This is a genomic window from Sphingobium chlorophenolicum (assembly GCF_000722875.1).
In the GTDB taxonomy this organism is placed as follows: Bacteria; Pseudomonadota; Alphaproteobacteria; order Sphingomonadales; family Sphingomonadaceae; genus Sphingobium; species Sphingobium chlorophenolicum.
The window spans coordinates 1-18,856 of the sequence record NZ_JFHR01000079.1; the positions used below are offsets into that span (position 1 = coordinate 1).

The following is an 18,856-nucleotide window of genomic DNA, read 5'->3' on the forward strand; positions in this document are numbered from 1 at the left end:
GCCCCCCACCGGCGCCCCCAAAATCCGCGTGGTCCAGCCCAATATCGGCCAGGACGAGAAATATTCGCCCGAACTCGAACAGGCCCATTTCCAGACCCTCGCCACCCTTTCCGGCACCCCGCGCCCGGCCCCGCGCCTGATCTTCTGGCCCGAAGCCGCCATCCCCGCCTATCTCGACCTCGAACCCGACTGGCGCGCCCGCCTCGCGGCCCTGCTAGGCCCCGGCGACCTCCTCATGACCGGCGCGACCAAAGTCTATTTCAAGCAGGTCGAAAAAGACGGCATCACGGAAAACGCCCTTTCCGGCGCAAACAACAGCCTGTTCATCGTGGACGCCAATGCCCAGTTGCAGGGCCGCTACGACAAGTCCCACCTCGTCCCCTATGGCGAATATCTGCCGATGCGGAACATCCTCCAGCCGCTCGGCCTGTCCCGCCTCGTCCCCGGCGCCGTCGATTTCTGGCCCGGCCCCGGCCCGCAAAGCCTGACCCTGCCCGCCACCCTCGGCCGCCCCCCACTCAAGATGGGCGTCCAGATCTGCTACGAGATCATCTTCTCCGGCCAGGTGGTGGACGAAGCCAACCGCCCCGCCTTCCTCTTCAACCCCTCCAACGACGCCTGGTTCGGCAGTTGGGGCCCCGTCCAGCACCTCGCCCAAGCCCGCCTCCGCGCCCTGGAGGAAGGCATCCCGATCATCCGCTCCACCCCCACCGGGGTATCGGCGGTGGTCGACGCGCGCGGCCATATCCTCAGCCGCATCGGCCACCACCGCGCCGGTTTCCTCGACACCGCGCTCCCTCCCGCCCTGCCGCCGACGCTCTTCTCCCGCCTCGGCAACTGGGCGCCCTTCGCCTTCATGCTCGCGCTCATCCTACTGGCCATTGCCACCCGCAGATCGACCCGCTAATAGCCACATAAACTTTTCTTTATGTCGCTTGCTCGAACAGCCTGCTAACGGGAGTCCCATGCGCAACAACTATCTCTTCACCTCGGAATCCGTTTCCGAAGGCCATCCCGACAAGGTCGCGGACCAGATTTCCGACGCCATCGTCGACCTGTTCCTCTCCAAGGATCCCGAAGCCCGTATCGCCTGCGAAACGCTGACCACGACCCAGCTTGTCGTGCTGGCCGGGGAAATCCGCTGCAAGGGCGTCTATGAAAACGGCGCCTGGGCGCCCGGCGCGCAGGAAGAGATCGAACGCACCGTCCGCGAAACGGTAAAGCGCATCGGCTACGAACAGGATGGCTTCCACTGGGAAAGCTTCCGCTTCGAAAACAACCTCCACGGCCAGTCCGCCCACATCGCGCAAGGCGTCGACGCCGCCGGCAACAAGGATGAAGGCGCCGGCGACCAGGGCATCATGTTCGGCTTCGCCTGCGACGAAACCCCCGACCTCATGCCCGCCACGCTGGACTACAGCCACAAGATCCTGGCGAAGATGGCCGCCGACCGCCACAGCGGCCGCGCCCCGTTCCTGGAGCCGGACGCCAAGAGCCAGGTCACGCTGCGCTTCGAAAACGGCAAGCCCGCCGCCGCCACCGCCATCGTCGTCTCGACCCAGCACGCGCCGGGCTATGACGAGGGCGCGAAGGAAGCCGAACTCAAAAATTACGTGAAGGGCGTGGTCGCGGAAGTCATGCCCGGCCACCTGCTTTCGGATGAGACGGTCTACCACATCAACCCGACCGGCAGCTTCGAAATCGGCGGCCCGGATGGCGACGCGGGCCTGACCGGCCGCAAGATCATCGTCGACACCTATGGCGGCGCATCGCCCCATGGCGGCGGCGCGTTCAGCGGCAAGGACCCGACCAAGGTCGACCGCTCGGCCGCCTACATCACCCGCTATCTCGCGAAGAACATCGTCGCCGCAGGCCTCGCCAAGCGCTGTACGATCCAGCTCGCCTACGCCATCGGCGTTTCGGAACCGCTCTCCCTCTATGTCGACACCCACGGCACCGGCACGGTGGGCGACGACCGCATCGAGCAAGCGATCAAGGGCCTGAAGGAACTGGGCGGCCTCACCCCGCGCGGCATCCGCACCCATCTCGGCCTCAACAAGCCGATCTACCAGCCCTCGGCCGCCTACGGCCATTTCGGGCGCAAGCCGGAAGGCGACTTCTTCCCCTGGGAACGCACCGACCTGGCGGAAAAGCTGAAGGCCGCTCTTTAACCCAGATCAATATTTTGTCGATTCAAGGGGTTGCCGGTCATCCGGCAGCCCCTTTTTTCATCGTCATTACCCATTTTTTAACCAAGCCCGCCCTACCGCCGTACGGACAAGGAGTTTACGGTTTGGCCTCTCCCCTTCCCTATGGAACCGGCAATGCGGAAGCCGCATGGATGGCGCTCAATCGCAGCCAGGCGGTGATCGAATTCGCGCTGAACGGCACGATCCTCGACGCCAACGCCAATTTCCTGCAACTCATGGGCTATCGGCGGGAAGAGGTTGTCGGCCGCCACCATCGCATCTTCTGCGCCCCGGACCATGCGGAAAGCGCGGATTATGTCGCCTTCTGGCAAAAGCTGGGCAGCGGCGCGTTCGACGCGGGCGCCTATGACCGGCTGACCCGCGACGGCCGGGAAATCTGGCTCCAGGCGACCTACAACCCGGTTTTCGACACCAACGGCAAGGCGGTGAAGGTCGTCAAGATCGCCACCGACATCACGCGGCAGGTGCAGCAGGAGCGGGAGGCGCGCAACCGGCTGGCCGACAGCCACCGCCTGCAGGGCCATCTGGAGCAGCAGAAGAACGCGCTGGAAAACACGATGGGCAAGCTGTCCGAAATCGTCGTCACCATCCGCAGCATCGCCCAGCAGACCAACATGCTGGCGCTCAACGCCACGATAGAGGCGGCGCGCGCCGGAGACGCCGGTCGCGGCTTCGCCGTCGTCGCCGGAGAGGTCAAGAAACTGGCCGACGCCACCCGCATCGCCACGGAGGATGCGGCCGCCATGATGCAGCAGGAAGCCAGGGCGATCACCGCCACTTCCGCCTGAGGGCCGTCCGGCTCCTTGCGGCAACATGACGAAAAGTTCATTGGCCTCCACCCCGCAAAACGCCCATAAGCAGGGCGTCGGGCCCGCACCCCTGTCGGGCCCGGCAACTCCCTCTTCCCAAAGGGGAATTGCGATGACCTCGGCGTCCCGGAAACTGACTTCGGCCCTTCTCGGCCCCCTGCTCAGCGTCGCCCTCCTGGCCGGCAGCGCCGCTCCCGCGCTCGCCGCCCCGTGCAAGGACGCCAAGGGCAAATTCGTCAAATGCCCGCCCAAGCCGGTCGCGAAGAAAGGCCCGTGCAAGGACGCGAAGGGCCGCTTCACCAAATGCAGATAAGCTGAGGGGCCCCCATTCCCTCGCTTCAGCCCGGCGCCGCAAGCCCCGGCGCCGCGGCTCCCAGCCTCCTGTCCCCGGTTATTCTCCTCAACGCCCGGGGGCAGGAGGCGCCCCTTCATCCCGCTTGCCCCCACCGCCGCCGCCCGCTATCGGCGCGCCCATGACAGCGCGCGAACCCGACCATGAAGCGGACCGGAAATCCGGCGATCCCACCACGCTGAACCGCCTCTACGGCCGCCAGTCCGGGCACAAGCTGCGCGCGGGCCAACAGCAACTGGTGGACACGCTGCTCCCTGCCATCTCCGTCCCCGAAGCGGGGGAGATCACCGCCGCCAACCTGTTCGGCTACGACCGCCCGCTGCATTTCGAGATAGGCTTCGGCGGCGGCGAGCATCTCGCCTATCGCGCCGACCTGCTGCCCGACCATGGCTTCATCGGCTGCGAACCCTTTCTGAACGGCGTCGTCACCGCGCTCGGCCATGTCCGCGATCAGGCGCTGGGCAATGTCCGCCTCCATATGGGCGACGCGCTGTCGGTGCTCAGCCGCATCCCCGACGGCGCGCTCAGCTTCGTCTACCTCCTCCATCCCGACCCCTGGCCCAAGGCGCGCCACGCCAAGCGGCGCATGATGAATCCCGGCCCGGTGGCGATGATCGCGAAGAAGCTGAAACCCGGCGGCGAATTCCGCTTCGGCACGGACCACCCCATCTATCTGCGCTGGGCGCTGATGGTGATGAACGGCCACCCCGATTTCGAATGGCTGGCCAATAGCCCCGCCGATTTCCAGACCCGCCCCGGCGGCTGGCCCGAAACCCGCTACGAAGCCAAGGCCCGCCGCCTGGGCCATGAAGTCTGGTACTTCCGTTACCGGCGCAGGCTCGAGGAATAAGGGCTTCCGCCAACTCGCCCCCGATGGAACGGATGGGCCGTTCGCCAGTTGGCCTTCCATCCATCCCGATGGAGCGCCATCCAGGCAGCGCAAGGCCGAAGCGTCATGAACGGACCCGCCCAAACCCTGTCCCCCGCCTTTCCCGATGAAGTCGAACAGGCGGCGGCGGCGCTGCTGCGCGCATGCTGCGACAGGGGCGTGAAGCTGGCGACAGCCGAAAGCTGCACCGGCGGCCTGCTGGCGTCGCTGCTCACCGATGTGGAGGGGGCAAGCCACGCCTTCGAACGCGGCTTCATCGTCTATAGCGACGAAGCGAAATGCGAATTACTGGGCGTCGCCCGCGACCGGATCGACTCGTGCGGCGCGGTCAGCCGCGAAGTCGCCATCGCCATGGCGCGCGGCGCGATCGCTACATCCAGCGCCGACATCGCGCTGGCCGTCACCGGCTATGCGGGCGCGGCGCCGGACGGCGGGGAAGCCGGGCTGGTGCATCTGGCCTGCGCCCGGCGCGACGGCGCGACCGATCATCGCGAAATGCATTTCGGCGACATCGGCCGGGGACCGGTCCGGATCGGCGCCGTCAGGGTCGCGCTCGACATGATGGAGCAGGCGCTGGACGGCGACTGAAGGCTTCGCGGCTCCCTGAGAAAAAGAAACCCCGTCGGCGCAAGCGCAACGACGGGGCCAAGGTTCAGGGAGGTGTCACTCCAAGGGGGGATAAGAGTGACCGGACCTATCTAGGGGCGAAAGATGACGATTCAAGGACATGCCGTCCATTTGTCCCGCCGACGCCTCGCCCCGCCACTTTGCAAAGGCCGATGATCGGCCTGGCGGGCAAAGCAGCCCCGCCCGACGAAGGCAGGCGGGGCTCAAGTTGGGTCGCACACAGGCTGTCGCCTGCGGGCGGCAATAGGACATAGAAGCCGATGGAAGTCGATTGCGATAATATAGACTTGGATCAAGCAGGCTCCGCTTCTTTCCGCAGCAAATACACGCATTTGCGCAAATCGCGACCCGGCGCGCAGGGACGCGGCTCCCACCGCGTCACGCGCCCAGTCCCGACCCGAGTCCCGGCCCGAGCCCCGGCATAACGCCCGGAAATCAGTTCGCCTTGCTCAGATCCACTTTTTCGACCCATTCAGGGTAGAAGGTGGGTTCCCGATTCGACCAACCTACCGCCGTCGCCGCCGCTTCGCTGATCGACTGGAGCAACGCCCGGCGCTTTTCGGGATGCAGATGCGGCAGGCTCGCCGCCGCGCAGAACGCCCCCGGCAACCACGGCCGGGCCCCCGCCCCCAACAGCCGCTCATACAGGAAACGATAGGCCGAAAAGCTGCAAAGCCGGTCCTGCCCCAGATCGAAGGCGGAAATCGTCACCAGCGGCGCCATGAACGGCTCCATCTGGTCCAGCCCGCTATCGTCCGGCACCATCGCCTTGATCTCCTCCAGCCGCCCGTAGATGCGCGCCTGCGCCCGGATGCTGGCTTCCTCCACCATGTCCCGCGACCACAGCTTCATGGCGTCGCGCCGGTGGAGTCCGATATCCAGCGATCTTCGGATATAGCGCTGCGTGGCGGCCGGGAAACTGGCGAATTCTCGCAATTCCGCCAGGGTGATGGCCCCGTCCGCTGGTCTTGCACTCGTGCCCATGCTCTTGCCCTCCGACTTCAAGTCGAAAACAGAACATGCGCCACCTATGGTTACCGCAAGATTAAGCGCCGGTTCTGCCGACAAGCATAGGGAATCATTTTTCTTTGTGCGGCGCAACATGTAATTTTCATGAATGCGTCCAACCGAGGGACAGCGAGGGAGGCAGAGGTAGTCCTTACCCGCCCCATTTCGTCCGCAACGTCACGCCGACGGTGCGCGGCTCGCTGGGCGTGCCGACGATCAGGCCGCTATTCCCCGCCTGCACCGTCATATTCTGCATATAATCCTTGTCGAACAGATTGCGCGCGAACACCGCCAGTTCCCAATGCGGCGTCCGGTATCCGACGCTGCCATTGACCAGCGTATAGCCCTTGATCACCATATAGGCCGACCCGGCGGCATCCCCGAAAATCCGCGTCCGCGTCACCGCGTCGCCCCGCAGGAACAGCTCGCCCTCCCGCGCCCCGACCGTCAGCGGCACATGATATTCGCCCCCCGCCGATCCGACCCATTCCGGCAGCCCCGGCATCCCCTGCCCGGACAGGTCGCACTGCGCCGTCCCGGTCCCGGTCCGCTCGATCGGGCAAGGCCCCTTGGGATAGCTCGCATATTTCCCGTCCGAATAGGCCCCCGAAGCCCGCAGCACCAGCCGCGACCCGATCCGCGCCGCCGCCTCGAACTCGATGCCCTTCACCGTCACCTTGGGAATATTGGCCAGGTAACTGCGCAGCACCACCGTGGCCGAACTGTCGACGATATTCGCCTGAAAATCCGTCACGTCGATATGATAGGCGTCGATATTGAAGGTCAGCGCATCCCCGAAGAATCGCGTCTTGAACCCCGCCTCCCATGTCGTGTTCGTCTCCGGCCGCACGACGGCGGTGGTCCGCACCGCCTGCCCCGCCCCATTGACCGGCAGCCCCGACATGTTGATCCCGCCCGACTTCTGCCCCTTGGCGAAGCTCACATAGGTCATGACCCCATCGACGAGATCATAGGCGACATTCACCCGCCCCGAAGCGCTGCCGTCGCCATCATGCGCGCTATAGCTCTGCGCCCGCAGGATCGACTGCTGGTCCGCCTGCAAAGCCGCCGTCGCCGCCACCCCGCCAAAGGTCCGCACGTCATAGACGCCGTCCTTCTCCTCATAAGTATAGCGAAGCCCACCCGTCACCGCGAGCCGAGGCACCGGCCGCCACGTCACTTCCCCGAAAATCCCGAAACTCTCGCTGCGGAAATCCGTCCGCCCATCAGTCTGATAGCCATCCAGCAAGGCAGAAGTCCGCGTCCCGCTCGCAGGCAACAACCAATAAGTCGCCAACGGCCCATAAATGCTGATCGGCCGCCCGGTGATCTTCTGGTGGAAATAATAAAGCCCCGCCACATATTCGACCGGCCCCGGCATATTGGACCCGATCCTGAACTCCTGGCTGAACTGGTCCTGCCGCGAAGGAATATGCTGCGTGGTCTGGATATGCAGCCCGGTATAGTCGCGATCATTGGCCGCATCCCAGTTCCAGAACCGCCAGGCACTGATCGACGTCAAAGTCGTCCCGCCCAACTTCCACTCGGCGGTCGCGGACACGCCGCCCTCATCGGTATCGACCCCCAGCGGCGCGTCATTGTCCGTCACCCGGTCATAGGGATTGAAACTCGGCGGCGCATAGGCCCCACCCGGCGCACCCGCCGCCAAAGCCGCATAACGCTGCGCCACCGGCTTCAGCGTAGGCGCCACCCGCGCAAACACCTGCGCGCAGCAAACATTCTCGAAATTCGCCCAATCCCCAACCAGTCGCAGCGAAAAATCCGGCGAAGGCTGGAACAGCAACTGCCCGCGAACGGCGTCGTTATGAATGTCATTCTGACGCTCGCCCCGCGCCACATTCCAGATAGTGCCATCCTGCCGCGTCACCGACCCCGACAGGCGGAAAGCCAGCACATCCCCCGCAATCGGCCCCGTCACCGCCGCCTTGGCCTGCACGAAATCGCGGCTGCCATAGGAAAGCTCACCCTCCGCCCCGAAATCGAAGCTCGGCTTCTTCGTGACGATGCTGATCGCCCCCGCCACGCTGTTCTTCCCGAACAGCGTCCCCTGCGGCCCGCGCAACACCTCCACCCGCTCGACATCGACAAAGTCGAACGCCGCCGTCGCGGGCCGCGCATGATAGATCCCGTCGATATAGAAGCCCACGCCCGGCTCCAGCCCGTCATTGGCCTGACTGACCGCCACCACGCTCGACCCCAGCCCGCGAATGGTGAAGGCGGTGTTGCGCGGATTGGCCGAACTATAATTGAGCGCGGGCACCAACTGGCTCAATTGGTTGCTATTGACCGTATAGGTCCGCGTCAGCTCCTCGCCGCTGACCAGGCTCAGCGAAGCAGGCACATGCTGCGGATCTTCCTCCCGCAACCGCGCCGTGACGACGATCCCACCGACCGCCGCGCCTTCGGCCTCAGGCGCCTGCGCCCACGCAACCGCCGGAAAAGCCGCCGAAGCGAGAACCGCCGCCAACACGCCCCGCGAACCCAATGTCATGATGCCCCCTTTGTCGTTGGGGGAGGCCCCTACACACCCAGCAAATGATTCGCTATATATATTCGTATATAGCGTCGGACGCATTGATGTTCCTGCAAAGGCAGGAACCCAGTCCCCATCATCCCATGAAGCTCGTCATTCCCCGCTCTGCACCGGCAGCGGCTCCAGTCGCACCTCCGCCGCCAGATCGGGCCAGTGCGCTGCATCCGCCACGCCCGTCACCGCCGCCTGCATCGCCCGATAGCGCGCCAATATCCCGGCGCCATAGTCAGTCAGCCGCGCGCCCTCGCTCGACGTCGCGACCAGCGGCATGGCCCAGCAGCGGTTCATCACATCCACCAGCATCCAGCACCGCCGATAGCTCATCCGCAACTTCCGCCCGGCAGCCGAGATCGACCCTTCCCCGGCGATCGCATCCAGCAGGTCAGCCTTGCCCGGCCCCATGGCGATCTCATCGCCGCAATAAATCTGAATCTTGATCTTCAACGCCGGCCCGCTCATCCCCCGCTTATGGCACGCCACGCCAGGAAGGCCAATGCAAGCGCCGGATCAGCCCATTAATTCCCCCTCCCGCAAGCGGGAGGGGGCTAGGGGGTGGGGCGAGCGCAGCGAGCGCGGCCCACCAAGCCCCAATCACCTACCCCGCACGCCGCTCCAACACAGCCCCAATCATGCTGCGCCACACAGCCACATCCCCCGCCTGCGCCATTTGCGCATCGGGTTCGCGCAACGTGTGCAGGATCGCATAGGCATCGTCGACATGGTCCTGCCAACTGGCATCGACTGCGCTCGCCGCATGCGGATCGCTGCCTCCGCCGTTCAGGCTTAGCTGGCGCCCGGCCAGCACGCGGGCAATGCGTTCGATGGCGGGAGTGGCGGAAGTCGGCATATGAATTGGCTCCTCTCACCTATTGGAAGGCCGCGCCGCCGCCGCCTTCCACCCGATCATATCATGATTCCGCAATGCGTCTATCGCCCGTCCTTCTTATGCTCCCCCTCCGGAAAGCCCGAAGACGGCACCGGGTCGCCATGATCGCCCGGCGCGGTGGCGGATGGCGGATCGGACGCATCCATGCTGTCCTTCAATCCCTCGTCCAGCTTCTCCTCCTGCGTCACGGCATGGTCCTGCGCGTCGGTCGGGCGCTTGTCGTGCGCCTCCTCCCGGCTGTTGGGGCGAATATCGGTCTTGTCACTCATCCTCTTCTCCTCTCCACGCCGCAAAGGCGCCTCGAAGGGATCAACGGGCAGCGACGACAACCGGTTCCTCTGATCGACAAACGCATGGAACCCTTCGACCAGCATCGCAGCCCAGGGGGCGACATCGCCCCCGCCTTGGCCTAGACTTCCGCCCATGAGCATAAAAACGGAAGACGGCGAGCCGGGCGTGCCGCCGACGGTCGCACTTTATTCGATACTGGGTTTCTGGTTCTTCTACGCGGTGCTGGTGACGCTGCGCGCTTCCGTCATGGGGTTTGAGGCGCAGGGGGCCATGGCCGCCCGCCGCGGCGTAGTGACGGTGATCGGCATCGTCGTCACCTGGATACTTTATCTCTGCCTGCGCCGCTTCGACCACCAGCCGCTGACGACGCGCATCGTCGCCGCCTTCACCCTTGCCGCGCCCTTCGCGCTGGCGACGGCGGCAGCCAATTTCTACGTCTTCAACATCTACGACCCGGCCTCGCTCTTCCCCGATTCCGACTATCAGAAATATGCCAATGAACAGGGTTTCGCCCTGATGCAGATCGTGGAGGACGCGATCAGCCGCTATTTCTTCCTTGCCGCCTGGGCGGGCCTCTATCTCGCTTTGTCCTACGCCAGCGAGGCGCATCGCGTCGAACGCCGCGCCGCCCGGCTGGAACGCGCCGCCCAACAGGCCGAACTGCGATCCCTGCGCTATCAGGTGAACCCGCATTTCCTGTTCAACACGCTGAACTCGCTGTCCTCCCTGGTCATGAAGGACCGGCGCGACGAAGCGGAACAGATGATCCTCTCCCTCTCCAACTTCTACCGCACCAGCCTGACCGGCGACCCGCTGGAGGATGTCTCGCTGGAGGAGGAGGTGCATCTCCAGAAACTCTATCTGGATATTGAGGCGGTCCGCTTCCCCGACCGCCTGTCGACCAGCATCCGGATTCCGGACGGGCTGCTCAATGCCTGCGTCCCCGGCCTGATACTGCAACCTCTGGTCGAAAATGCGATCAAATACGGCGTGTCGCGCACGTCCAACCCCGTCGCCATCGTCATCGAAGCGCGGGAAGAGGATGGCATGCTCCACATCAGCGTCACCGACAATGGCGACAAGCCGCCCAGCGAAGCCGATGCGGGCAGCGGCATCGGCCTCGCCAATGTGCGCGACCGCCTGACCGCCCGCTTCGGCGAACAGGGCCGGATCGATTACGGCCCGCGCCCCGGCGGCGGCTTCGCGGTCGACCTCACCCTCCCCATCATCCGCAGGAGCTAGTCCGTATCGACATTCAGCTTAAAAATATAAGCGACGTCATGCTGAACTTGTTTCAGCATCCATTTCTCCCCAGGAACCGCCGGTGGGCAGGGGCACAACGGATGCTGTCAATACAGCCTAAAGTGCGGATATTCCGTCCGGGGCGGAATGGAAACCCTTGGCGCAATCCGTGAAAGGTTGAACCCATGCCCATCCGAACGCTGATCGTCGACGACGAACCGCTGGCGGTCGAACGTCTCCAGATGCTCTGCGCCCGCGAACCGCGCATCGCGCTGGTCGGCACCGCCAGCGACGGGGAGGCGGCCTTGCGCCTGATCGAGGGGCTGGAGCCGGATCTGGTGATGCTGGACATCGCCATGCCGCTGCTGGACGGCATAGGCGTGGCGCGGGCCGCCTCCCGCATGGGCATCCGCCCCGCCGTGATCTTCGTCACCGCGTTCGAGGGTTTCGCGGTGGAGGCGTTCGACCTTGCCGCCGTCGACTATCTGCTGAAACCGGTCGCCCATGAACGACTGGCCCGCGCCGTCGACCGCGTCGAACAGGCGCTGGGCAACCGCGCCACCCCCTCCCCCGCCACCAGCGCGGGGGATGAACCGGAATGGGCGGAGGAATTCTGGGTGCCCCACCGCTCCGAACTGATCCGCATCGGCGCCGCCCAGATCGACCGGATCGAGGCGGAACGCGACTATATGCGCCTGCATGTCGGGGCCAACAGCTACCTGCTGCACCAGACGATCAGTTCGCTGGAAAACCGCCTGGACCCGCAGCAATTCGTCCGCCTGCACCGATCCCATATCGTCCGCCGCGACCATATCGCCCGCCTGCGCCACGACGGCAGCGGCGTCTGGTCCGCCTGCCTGACGGACAACACGGAAATCCGCATAGGCCGCACCTACCTGACCAACGCCCGCACCCTAACCGGCCGCTAACAAATCCTCCCATCAAAGATGGGGAGGGGGACCGCCGCCAAAGGCGGTGGTGGAGGGGAAATGCGCAACGCCAGCCCCAACAAAAAAGGCCCGGCAACCACCGGACCTTTCTCAAAAATTCAGCCAGGAAGCTCAGTTCCCCAAGCTAACGCCTTTTTCCTTCCCTATTTCGGCAAACCGCTGGCCATTTTGCGCTTTTACGATCGCCAATTCCACCGAATCACGAACATGTTCTTCGGCAAGATCCCGGCATTTCATGGCGGATGCCGCATCCTGGCTCGAACGACAGACCTGCCAACTCGCCTTCTTGATGCGCATTTTCAGTGCTCGTTGGCCTTGGGGTTGCGTCAAATCCAAATCCTGGAATCGCACCTCCGCAGTTCTTCCATTCGACTCAAATTCCGAAGCAGAGGCCGTTGCCGCCACGCACAATGGAAGAACAGTTATAAACATGGACAAGAGTTTCATGGCAAAGTCTCCCAAAGATATCTTTTTCCAGACAGAGTTCCGGACATTGGGACCAATCATCACCTCTGTCTTCGCAGTCTCCTCTTTACCCCCGCGCCGAAAGCATCGCTTCCCGCGTTCGACCGGCGCCCCTCCCGCTCGGCCAACGACGCGCCTGTCGACCAAATGCAGTCCAGCCCGGACGAACGACAATTTTACGTCAAGAAAACAAGCTTTCCCTAACGTAAAATTACAAATGTCCAACAAACCGCGCATATAAAAAAAGCACCCCCGGCGCAAGGGAATGGCCGGGGGTGCATCCAGGAAGCTGTCGGGCTCTCCGGGATCTCTTTCAAACTGTTATCAGCAAGCGGGCCGAACCAAATCCGGCCATCACCGCCTCGCCCCACATCATAGCGCCGCCAGGAAAAGACCGTTTTCCCCATTCGATAACCCGCCGCCCTACCGCGCCCGGCAGCATCCCCCGACGACGAACCGACGACAGGCATCCACGAACGACATCAACGCCCCTGCTCGGCCAACTGCGCCCGCAAATTGGCCAACACCCGCGCATCGACCACAGGCCGTTCCGGCGCCTCCTTCCCCTCGCGCAGCTTCCGCCTGTCCTTCTCCGGTGGCTCCACCACCCGCACCCTCACCGGCGCATGGCCCGCAGCCATGATCCCCAACTGCTCCGCCGCCCCCCGCGACAGGTCGATGATCCGCCCCCGCCCGGTAAAAGGCCCGCGATCGTTCACCCGCACCAATATAGTCCGCCCCGTCTCCAGCGACGTCACCTCGACATAGCTCGGCAAGGGCAAGGTCGCATGCGCCGCCGTCACCGCCCTGGGCAGGAACCGCTCGCCATTGGCCGTCCGGTTCCCGCTCTCATGCCCATACCAACTGGCATAGCCCAGATAATCATAGCCCGGATCGGCGGCCGGCACATAAGTCACCCCCCGCACCGCATAGGGCTTCCCCACCCGCACCGGCACGTCGCTCACCGGCCGGAACTTGACGCCCCCGCCGCACCCCGCCAGCGCCACCACCGCGGTCAGCATCCCGTACCGCATCCGAACCGAAATCCCGCTCATCCCCCAGCCCTAACCCAGCCCCGCGCAGGAGAAAAGCCGCCGCCTTTTCCTTTCGCCGCACAGCCCCTATCTTGCGCCCGACCGGGTCTTGCCCCCGAAGAACAAATCTGGAACAACACGCCCCCATGAGTCTCACGCAAATTTCCGTCCGCGGCGCCCGCGAGCACAACCTCAAGGGCGTCGACGTCGACCTCCCCCGCGACAGCCTGATCGTGATCACGGGCCTGTCCGGCTCCGGCAAGTCCAGCCTCGCCTTCGACACCATCTATGCGGAGGGCCAGCGCCGCTACGTCGAGTCCCTCTCCGCCTACGCCCGCCAGTTCCTGGAGATGATGCAGAAGCCCGACGTGGAGCATATCGAAGGCCTCTCCCCCGCCATCTCCATCGAACAGAAGACGACCAGCCGCAACCCCCGCTCCACCGTCGCCACGGTCACGGAAATCTACGACTATATGCGCCTCCTCTGGGCGCGCGTCGGCATCCCCTACAGCCCGGCCACGGGCCTCCCCATCAGCGCCCAGACCGTCAGCCAGATGGTCGACCGCGTGATGCAACTGCCGGAGGGCACCCGCTTCTACCTCCTCGCCCCCGTGGTCAGAGGTCGCAAGGGCGAATACCGAAAAGAACTGGCCGAATGGCAAAAGGCCGGCTTCACCCGCGTCCGCATCGACGGCGAGCTATACGCCATCGAAGACGCCCCCGCCCTCGACAAGAAATACAAGCACGACATCGAAGTGGTGGTAGACCGCCTCGCCGTCACGCCAGACATGTCCACCCGCCTGGCCGACAGCTTCGAACAAGCCCTGAAACTCGCCGACGGCCTCGCCTATATCGACCTGGCCGACACCACGATCGCAGCCCTGACTCCCTCCCCCCCCGGGGGGAGGGCCGGGGAGAGGGGGAGCCCCAAACGCGAAGCCACCCTCAAGGGCGCAGGCATCCCCGAAAACCGCATCGTCTTCAGCGAAAAATTCGCCTGCCCCGTCAGCGGCTTCACGATTCCCGAAATCGAACCCCGCCTCTTCTCCTTCAACGCGCCGCAGGGCGCCTGCCCCGCCTGCGACGGCCTGGGCGAACGGCAGGAGTTCGACCCCGAACTGGTCGTCCCCAACGAAGCCCTCAGCCTCAAAAAAGGCGCCGTCGTCCCCTGGGCCAAATCCAACCCGCCCAGCCCCTATTATATGCAAGTCCTCGGCAGCCTCGCGAAAGAGTTCGGCTTCTCCCTGGAAACCCCGTGGCAAGACCTCGCCCCGGAGGTGAAAATCATCATCCTCCACGGCACCGCAGGCAAACCCGTCACCCTCCGCTTCGTAGACGGCAAGAAGTCGTACGAAGTCAAAAAACCCTTCGAAGGCGTCATCGGCAACCTCAACCGCCGCCTTCTCCAGACCGAATCCGCCTGGATGCGCGAGGAACTGAGCAAGTACCAGACCGCCATGCCGTGCGAGACCTGCGACGGCGCCCGCCTCAAACCCGAAGCCCGCGCCGTCAAGATCGCGGGCGAGGACATCTCCGTCTCCACCCGCCGCTCGGTGGTCGACGCCCTGCGCTTCTTCCAGACCCTCCCCGACCACCTCAACGATCAGCAGAACCAGATCGCCAAGGCCATCCTCAAGGAAATCGTCGAACGCCTCGGCTTCCTCAACAATGTCGGCCTGGACTATCTGAACCTCGACCGCACCAGCGGCACCCTGTCCGGCGGCGAGTCCCAGCGCATCCGCCTCGCGTCCCAGATCGGCAGCGGCCTCTCCGGCGTCCTCTACGTCCTCGACGAACCGTCCATCGGCCTGCACCAGCGCGACAATGACCGCCTGCTCATCACCCTGAAACGCCTGCGCGACCTCGGCAACACCGTCATCGTCGTGGAACATGATGAAGACGCGATCCGCACCGCCGACTATATCGTCGACATGGGCCCCGGCGCAGGCGTCCACGGCGGCACCATCGTCGCGCAGGGCAACCTCAACCAGCTCCTCGCGCACAAGGACAGCCTGACCGCCGATTACCTCAACGGCACCCGCCGCATCGAAGTCCCCGCCAAACGCCGCAAGGGCACGGGCAAGAAGCTCACCGTCCACAACGCCCGCGCCAACAACCTGCAAAATGTCACGGCGTCGATCCCGCTCGGCACCTTCACCTGCATCACCGGCGTATCGGGTTCGGGCAAGTCCAGCTTCACCATCGACACCCTCTACGCCGCCTCAGCCCGCGCCCTCAACGGCGCGCGCATCGTCGCCGGGCCGCACGACAGGATCACCGGCCTCGAACATTGCGACAAGGTGATCGACATCGACCAGTCGCCTATCGGCCGCACCCCCCGCTCCAACCCGGCGACCTACACCGGCGCCTTCACCAACATCCGCGACTGGTTCGCAGGCCTCCCCGAAGCCCAGGCCCGCGGCTACAAGCCCGGCCGCTTCAGCTTCAACGTCAAGGGCGGCCGCTGCGAAGCCTGCCAGGGCGACGGCGTCCTCAAGATCGAGATGCACTTCCTCCCCGACGTCTACGTGACCTGCGACGTCTGCCACGGCGCCCGCTACAATCGCGAGACGCTGGAGGTGAAGTTCAAGGGCCACAGCATCGCCGACGTGCTCGACATGACGGTCGAGGACGCGGTGGAATTCTTCAAGGCCGTCCCCCCCATCCGCGACAAGATGGCGATGCTGGCCGAAGTGGGCCTCGGCTATATCAAGGTAGGCCAGCAAGCGACGACCCTGTCGGGCGGCGAAGCCCAACGCGTCAAACTCGCCAAGGAACTCTCGCGCCGAGCCACCGGCCAGACCCTCTACATATTGGACGAACCCACCACCGGCCTCCATTTCGAGGACGTCCGCAAACTGCTCGAAGTCCTCCACGCCCTTGTCGAACAAGGCAACAGCGTGGTCGTGATCGAACACAACCTGGATGTCATCAAAACCGCCGACTGGATCATCGACATGGGGCCGGAAGGCGGTGTCAAAGGCGGCGAAGTCGTGGCCGAAGGCACCCCGGAACAGGTCGCGAAGAACGCCCGGAGCTTTACCGGGCGCTATCTCGCGCCATTGTTGGGGATGGAAGCTGTGGCGGCGGAGTAAAGGGGAACGCGTCCATGCCTATAAATTTGCACGAACAAGCCAAGCTCGCCATACAGAACAAACTTTCGGAAAACCTGAAGTACATCAGCGTTAAACATGGGATGCTTTTACAGCATGTCAGCGTCTTTCTAGCCGCGTACGAAGCAAACGACTGCCTGCCAACAGGGAGGATTTATAACCAACTTGTAGATTATGTCGATGATTTGCCACTTATAGAGTTCGTAACTGAATTCTTAAGAAAAGAACTGAATGAGAATATAGATTATGCCAAGGATGAAGCGGATGCAAAATCTCTTGTAGAAGTCCAGGGCTATTCAGACCCCGACCAAGTTTCTGGAAGGATTGTATCTCAACTAGATTCCCTTCCATGGGAATATACAATATCATTGAGCTTACCAGAAAAACTCCTTTCATTATCCATACTAACCGATGGCCCGGTAGAATTCACCAATGGAAGAATCAGGAACGTTGATCTACTAATGAATCAACATTTTCCCTTGACCCATCCAAACCCGAGAATTGAAAGGATCGGGGAGGCTGGTTTAATGTCTTTGTTTCCAAATAGTAAGCCTGCGTGGGAATCCTCCTTGTATCTTCAGCAGGAGGAGAAAGGCTTCATCGGACTGTATGGGGGCGGCAGTGTCATGGATCGCGTCACCCGACGGCTTGAGAGTTTTTTAGGCCTAGGCCTTTCGATGAAGCTGTTTTCGTATCATTACAGGTACGAAAATGAGCAGCCTGCGTGTAAGTGGATAGTTCATCAAAAGATCGGAGATACTTGGCAGTTCTCTACTCGTTTTGAACTTGAGGACGAAATTCCGGAGGTGCTTAAGCACTTGACAGCCTTCAGATTCGAACCGGCTTACCCGGAACACGATAGACCTCGGTGGCTTCAGAGCGCTGTTCGACGCATCGGTGATGTACTAAAGTCAGATTCCAGCAAGACTCTTGAACTGGCCGCTAAATGGTTTTTCGATAGCTTCAAGGGCAATGACGACACTCTCAAATATATACGAATGATGACGGCTCTAGAAATTCTCTTGGGAGAGCACGCCGATGTATCCAAGGCCAGCTTGGGAGACATATTGGGCAACAGGCTCGCGTACATGATTGGCAAAAGCCATAGCGATCGAGCTGACATACTGAAAAACTTTAAGAGGATTTATGGAGTAAGGTCAGCCATATTGCACCACGGTAAGCACAAACTTAGAGGTGACGAACGAACTTACATAAGCACATTGCGTAAATTTTGCGAACGCGCCATCGACGAAGAAGCGCGGTTAATCCTAGCTTGAGAATATCTATAATTGTGAATGTTATGAGCCACTGCGTTTGCATCTTATCGGCGCTCTGATACATTCCACCGATGACCAAACTCACCCCCATCGAGTCCGAGTTCGCGACGACCGAGGAAGCCGAGGCCTATGACGCCTGGTTCCGTGCGCAGGTGGAGGCATCCCTCGCCGATCCCCGTCCCGGCGTCCCGCACGATCAGGTCATGGCGGAACTGCGCGCCCTCATTGAGGCCAAGAAGGCCAGCCAAGCCTAATGCCGCACATCATCTGGCGTCCTAGCGCGCAGGAGGATGCCCGCCGGATCGTCGACTATATTTCTGACCGCAATCCCGCCGCAGCCGCCCGCCTTGCCGAATTGCTCGCTCACGCCGCCGAGCGACTGGCCGATCACCCCTATATGCACCGCGCTGGCCGCGTCCCGGATACGCGGGAAGCCATCGTTACCCCCAACTACATCCTCGTTTACCGGGTAGGCGGCGAGGTCATCGAAATTCTGGCCGTCAAGCACACCCGCCAGCAATATCCCTGACCTCACCCGTTCCCATTTTGTTCTGTCCTACAACCCCTCCCCTATAATACCGTCCCGGCAAACCCTCCCATAAAAAGGAGCTTTGCCTGTGTCCTACCACTTCCCTCCCCTCCCCACCCCCACACAGCAAATCCGCGTCGACGGCTGGAGCCCGGAACGCCAACGCGCCTTCCTCGAAACCCTCGCCGCCACCGGCATCATCCGCTCGGCCTGCGAAGCCGCGCAGATCAGCACCCGCTCCGCCTATGCCCTGCGCATCCGCCGCGACGGCGCGGCCTTTCGCCTCGGCTGGGACGCGGCCATCCTCATCGTCCGCGCCCGCCTGGCCGACGAATTGCTCGCCCGCGCCCTCACCGGCCATGAGGAAGTGATCCGCAAGGACATGGATGCAGGCGAAATCACCCGCCACCGCCACGACAACCGCCTCGCCATGTCAATGCTCTCCCGCCTCGACCGCATGGCCGACAGCCCGCCGGAGGGCAGCGACGCCGCCCTCGCCCGCATCGTCGCGCAGGATTTCGCCGCCTATCTCGACATGCTCTGCCCGGACGACCAAGGCGAAGATGAAGCGGCCCGGCCAGAGACGGACGCGGCCCCGGCCGCCCTCCCCGAACCCGACC

Annotated in this window: 19 protein-coding genes and 1 pseudogene; 13 read left to right on the forward strand and 7 right to left on the reverse strand. The window is 63.3% G+C overall.

Annotated features, from left to right (window positions below; translation table 11 throughout):
- The 6 genes from lnt to BV95_RS20780 form a co-directional block, all read left to right on the forward strand.
- Positions 1–907: apolipoprotein N-acyltransferase (gene lnt, locus BV95_RS20755; RefSeq protein ID WP_037456762.1), on the forward strand; the 907-nt coding region annotated here is incomplete at its 5' end.
- 58 nt (positions 908–965) lie between these two features.
- Entirely contained in the window at positions 966–2,171 is a 1,206-nt protein-coding gene (gene metK / locus BV95_RS20760; RefSeq protein ID WP_037456764.1) for a methionine adenosyltransferase, read from the forward strand.
- A 122-nt stretch (positions 2,172–2,293) separates the two neighbouring features.
- The gene (locus BV95_RS24840) at positions 2,294–2,998 is read left to right on the forward strand and encodes a methyl-accepting chemotaxis protein (protein ID WP_037456766.1); all 705 of its coding nucleotides are present in this window, start codon (positions 2,294–2,296) and stop codon (positions 2,996–2,998) included.
- A 133-nt stretch (positions 2,999–3,131) separates the two neighbouring features.
- A complete protein-coding gene (locus tag BV95_RS20770; RefSeq protein ID WP_051749924.1) occupies positions 3,132–3,332 on the forward strand; it encodes a hypothetical protein in 201 nt (66 codons plus the stop codon).
- Positions 3,333–3,492: 160 nt separating this feature from the next.
- Entirely contained in the window at positions 3,493–4,221 is a 729-nt protein-coding gene (gene trmB / locus BV95_RS20775; RefSeq protein WP_051749925.1) for a tRNA (guanine(46)-N(7))-methyltransferase TrmB, read from the forward strand.
- A 105-nt stretch (positions 4,222–4,326) separates the two neighbouring features.
- Positions 4,327–4,848: a CinA family protein gene (locus BV95_RS20780; protein WP_037456769.1), complete on the forward strand. Its 522-nt coding sequence runs from the start codon at positions 4,327–4,329 to the stop codon at positions 4,846–4,848.
- A 474-nt stretch (positions 4,849–5,322) separates the two neighbouring features.
- On the opposite strand, the gene BV95_RS20785 is transcribed toward BV95_RS20780, so the two are convergent.
- The 5 genes from BV95_RS20785 to BV95_RS20805 form a co-directional block, all read right to left on the reverse strand.
- Positions 5,323–5,871, reverse strand: coding sequence for a hypothetical protein (locus tag BV95_RS20785; RefSeq protein ID WP_013846121.1), 549 nt, complete (start codon positions 5,869–5,871; stop codon positions 5,323–5,325).
- A gap of 175 nt (positions 5,872–6,046) precedes the next feature.
- Entirely contained in the window at positions 6,047–8,407 is a 2,361-nt protein-coding gene (locus BV95_RS20790) for a TonB-dependent receptor (protein ID WP_037456771.1), read from the reverse strand.
- A gap of 135 nt (positions 8,408–8,542) precedes the next feature.
- Entirely contained in the window at positions 8,543–8,908 is a 366-nt protein-coding gene (locus BV95_RS20795; RefSeq protein WP_037456774.1) for a winged helix-turn-helix domain-containing protein, read from the reverse strand.
- A gap of 136 nt (positions 8,909–9,044) precedes the next feature.
- A complete protein-coding gene (locus BV95_RS20800) occupies positions 9,045–9,296 on the reverse strand; it encodes a hypothetical protein (protein ID WP_013846119.1) in 252 nt (83 codons plus the stop codon).
- An 80-nt stretch (positions 9,297–9,376) separates the two neighbouring features.
- The gene (locus BV95_RS20805) at positions 9,377–9,604 is read right to left on the reverse strand and encodes a hypothetical protein (RefSeq protein ID WP_037456795.1); all 228 of its coding nucleotides are present in this window, start codon (positions 9,602–9,604) and stop codon (positions 9,377–9,379) included.
- A 154-nt stretch (positions 9,605–9,758) separates the two neighbouring features.
- Between BV95_RS20805 and BV95_RS20810 the strand changes: the two genes are divergently transcribed.
- A complete protein-coding gene (locus BV95_RS20810) occupies positions 9,759–10,868 on the forward strand; it encodes a sensor histidine kinase (protein ID WP_037456776.1) in 1,110 nt (369 codons plus the stop codon).
- A 185-nt stretch (positions 10,869–11,053) separates the two neighbouring features.
- Positions 11,054–11,797, forward strand: coding sequence for a LytR/AlgR family response regulator transcription factor (locus BV95_RS20815; protein WP_037456778.1), 744 nt, complete (start codon positions 11,054–11,056; stop codon positions 11,795–11,797).
- A gap of 132 nt (positions 11,798–11,929) precedes the next feature.
- Here the strand turns inward: BV95_RS20815 and BV95_RS20820 are convergent, their stop codons facing one another.
- Both BV95_RS20820 and BV95_RS20825 read right to left on the reverse strand, forming a co-directional pair.
- Positions 11,930–12,265: a UrcA family protein gene (locus tag BV95_RS20820; RefSeq protein WP_051749926.1), complete on the reverse strand. Its 336-nt coding sequence runs from the start codon at positions 12,263–12,265 to the stop codon at positions 11,930–11,932.
- A gap of 500 nt (positions 12,266–12,765) precedes the next feature.
- Positions 12,766–13,338: a septal ring lytic transglycosylase RlpA family protein gene (locus BV95_RS20825; RefSeq protein WP_037456780.1), complete on the reverse strand. Its 573-nt coding sequence runs from the start codon at positions 13,336–13,338 to the stop codon at positions 12,766–12,768.
- 125 nt (positions 13,339–13,463) lie between these two features.
- Here BV95_RS20825 and uvrA point away from each other — a divergent pair, with 125 nt between their 5' ends.
- The 5 genes and pseudogenes from uvrA to BV95_RS20850 all read left to right on the forward strand — a co-directional run.
- The gene (uvrA, locus tag BV95_RS20830) at positions 13,464–16,412 is read left to right on the forward strand and encodes an excinuclease ABC subunit UvrA (protein WP_037456782.1); all 2,949 of its coding nucleotides are present in this window, start codon (positions 13,464–13,466) and stop codon (positions 16,410–16,412) included.
- A 14-nt stretch (positions 16,413–16,426) separates the two neighbouring features.
- Positions 16,427–17,707, forward strand: coding sequence for a HEPN domain-containing protein (locus BV95_RS23940; RefSeq protein WP_156028729.1), 1,281 nt, complete (start codon positions 16,427–16,429; stop codon positions 17,705–17,707).
- A gap of 71 nt (positions 17,708–17,778) precedes the next feature.
- Entirely contained in the window at positions 17,779–17,961 is a 183-nt protein-coding gene (gene relB / locus BV95_RS20840) for a type II toxin-antitoxin system RelB family antitoxin (RefSeq protein ID WP_037456786.1), read from the forward strand.
- Positions 17,961–18,236 carry a type II toxin-antitoxin system RelE/ParE family toxin gene (locus tag BV95_RS20845; RefSeq protein ID WP_037456788.1) on the forward strand — a complete coding sequence of 92 codons (276 nt, stop codon included), beginning with the start codon at positions 17,961–17,963 and terminating at the stop codon, positions 18,234–18,236. The genes relB and BV95_RS20845 overlap by 1 nt, the downstream gene beginning before the upstream one ends.
- 88 nt (positions 18,237–18,324) lie before the next feature.
- Positions 18,325–18,856 (forward strand): annotated as a pseudogene (locus BV95_RS20850) (hypothetical protein); the annotation flags it as partial.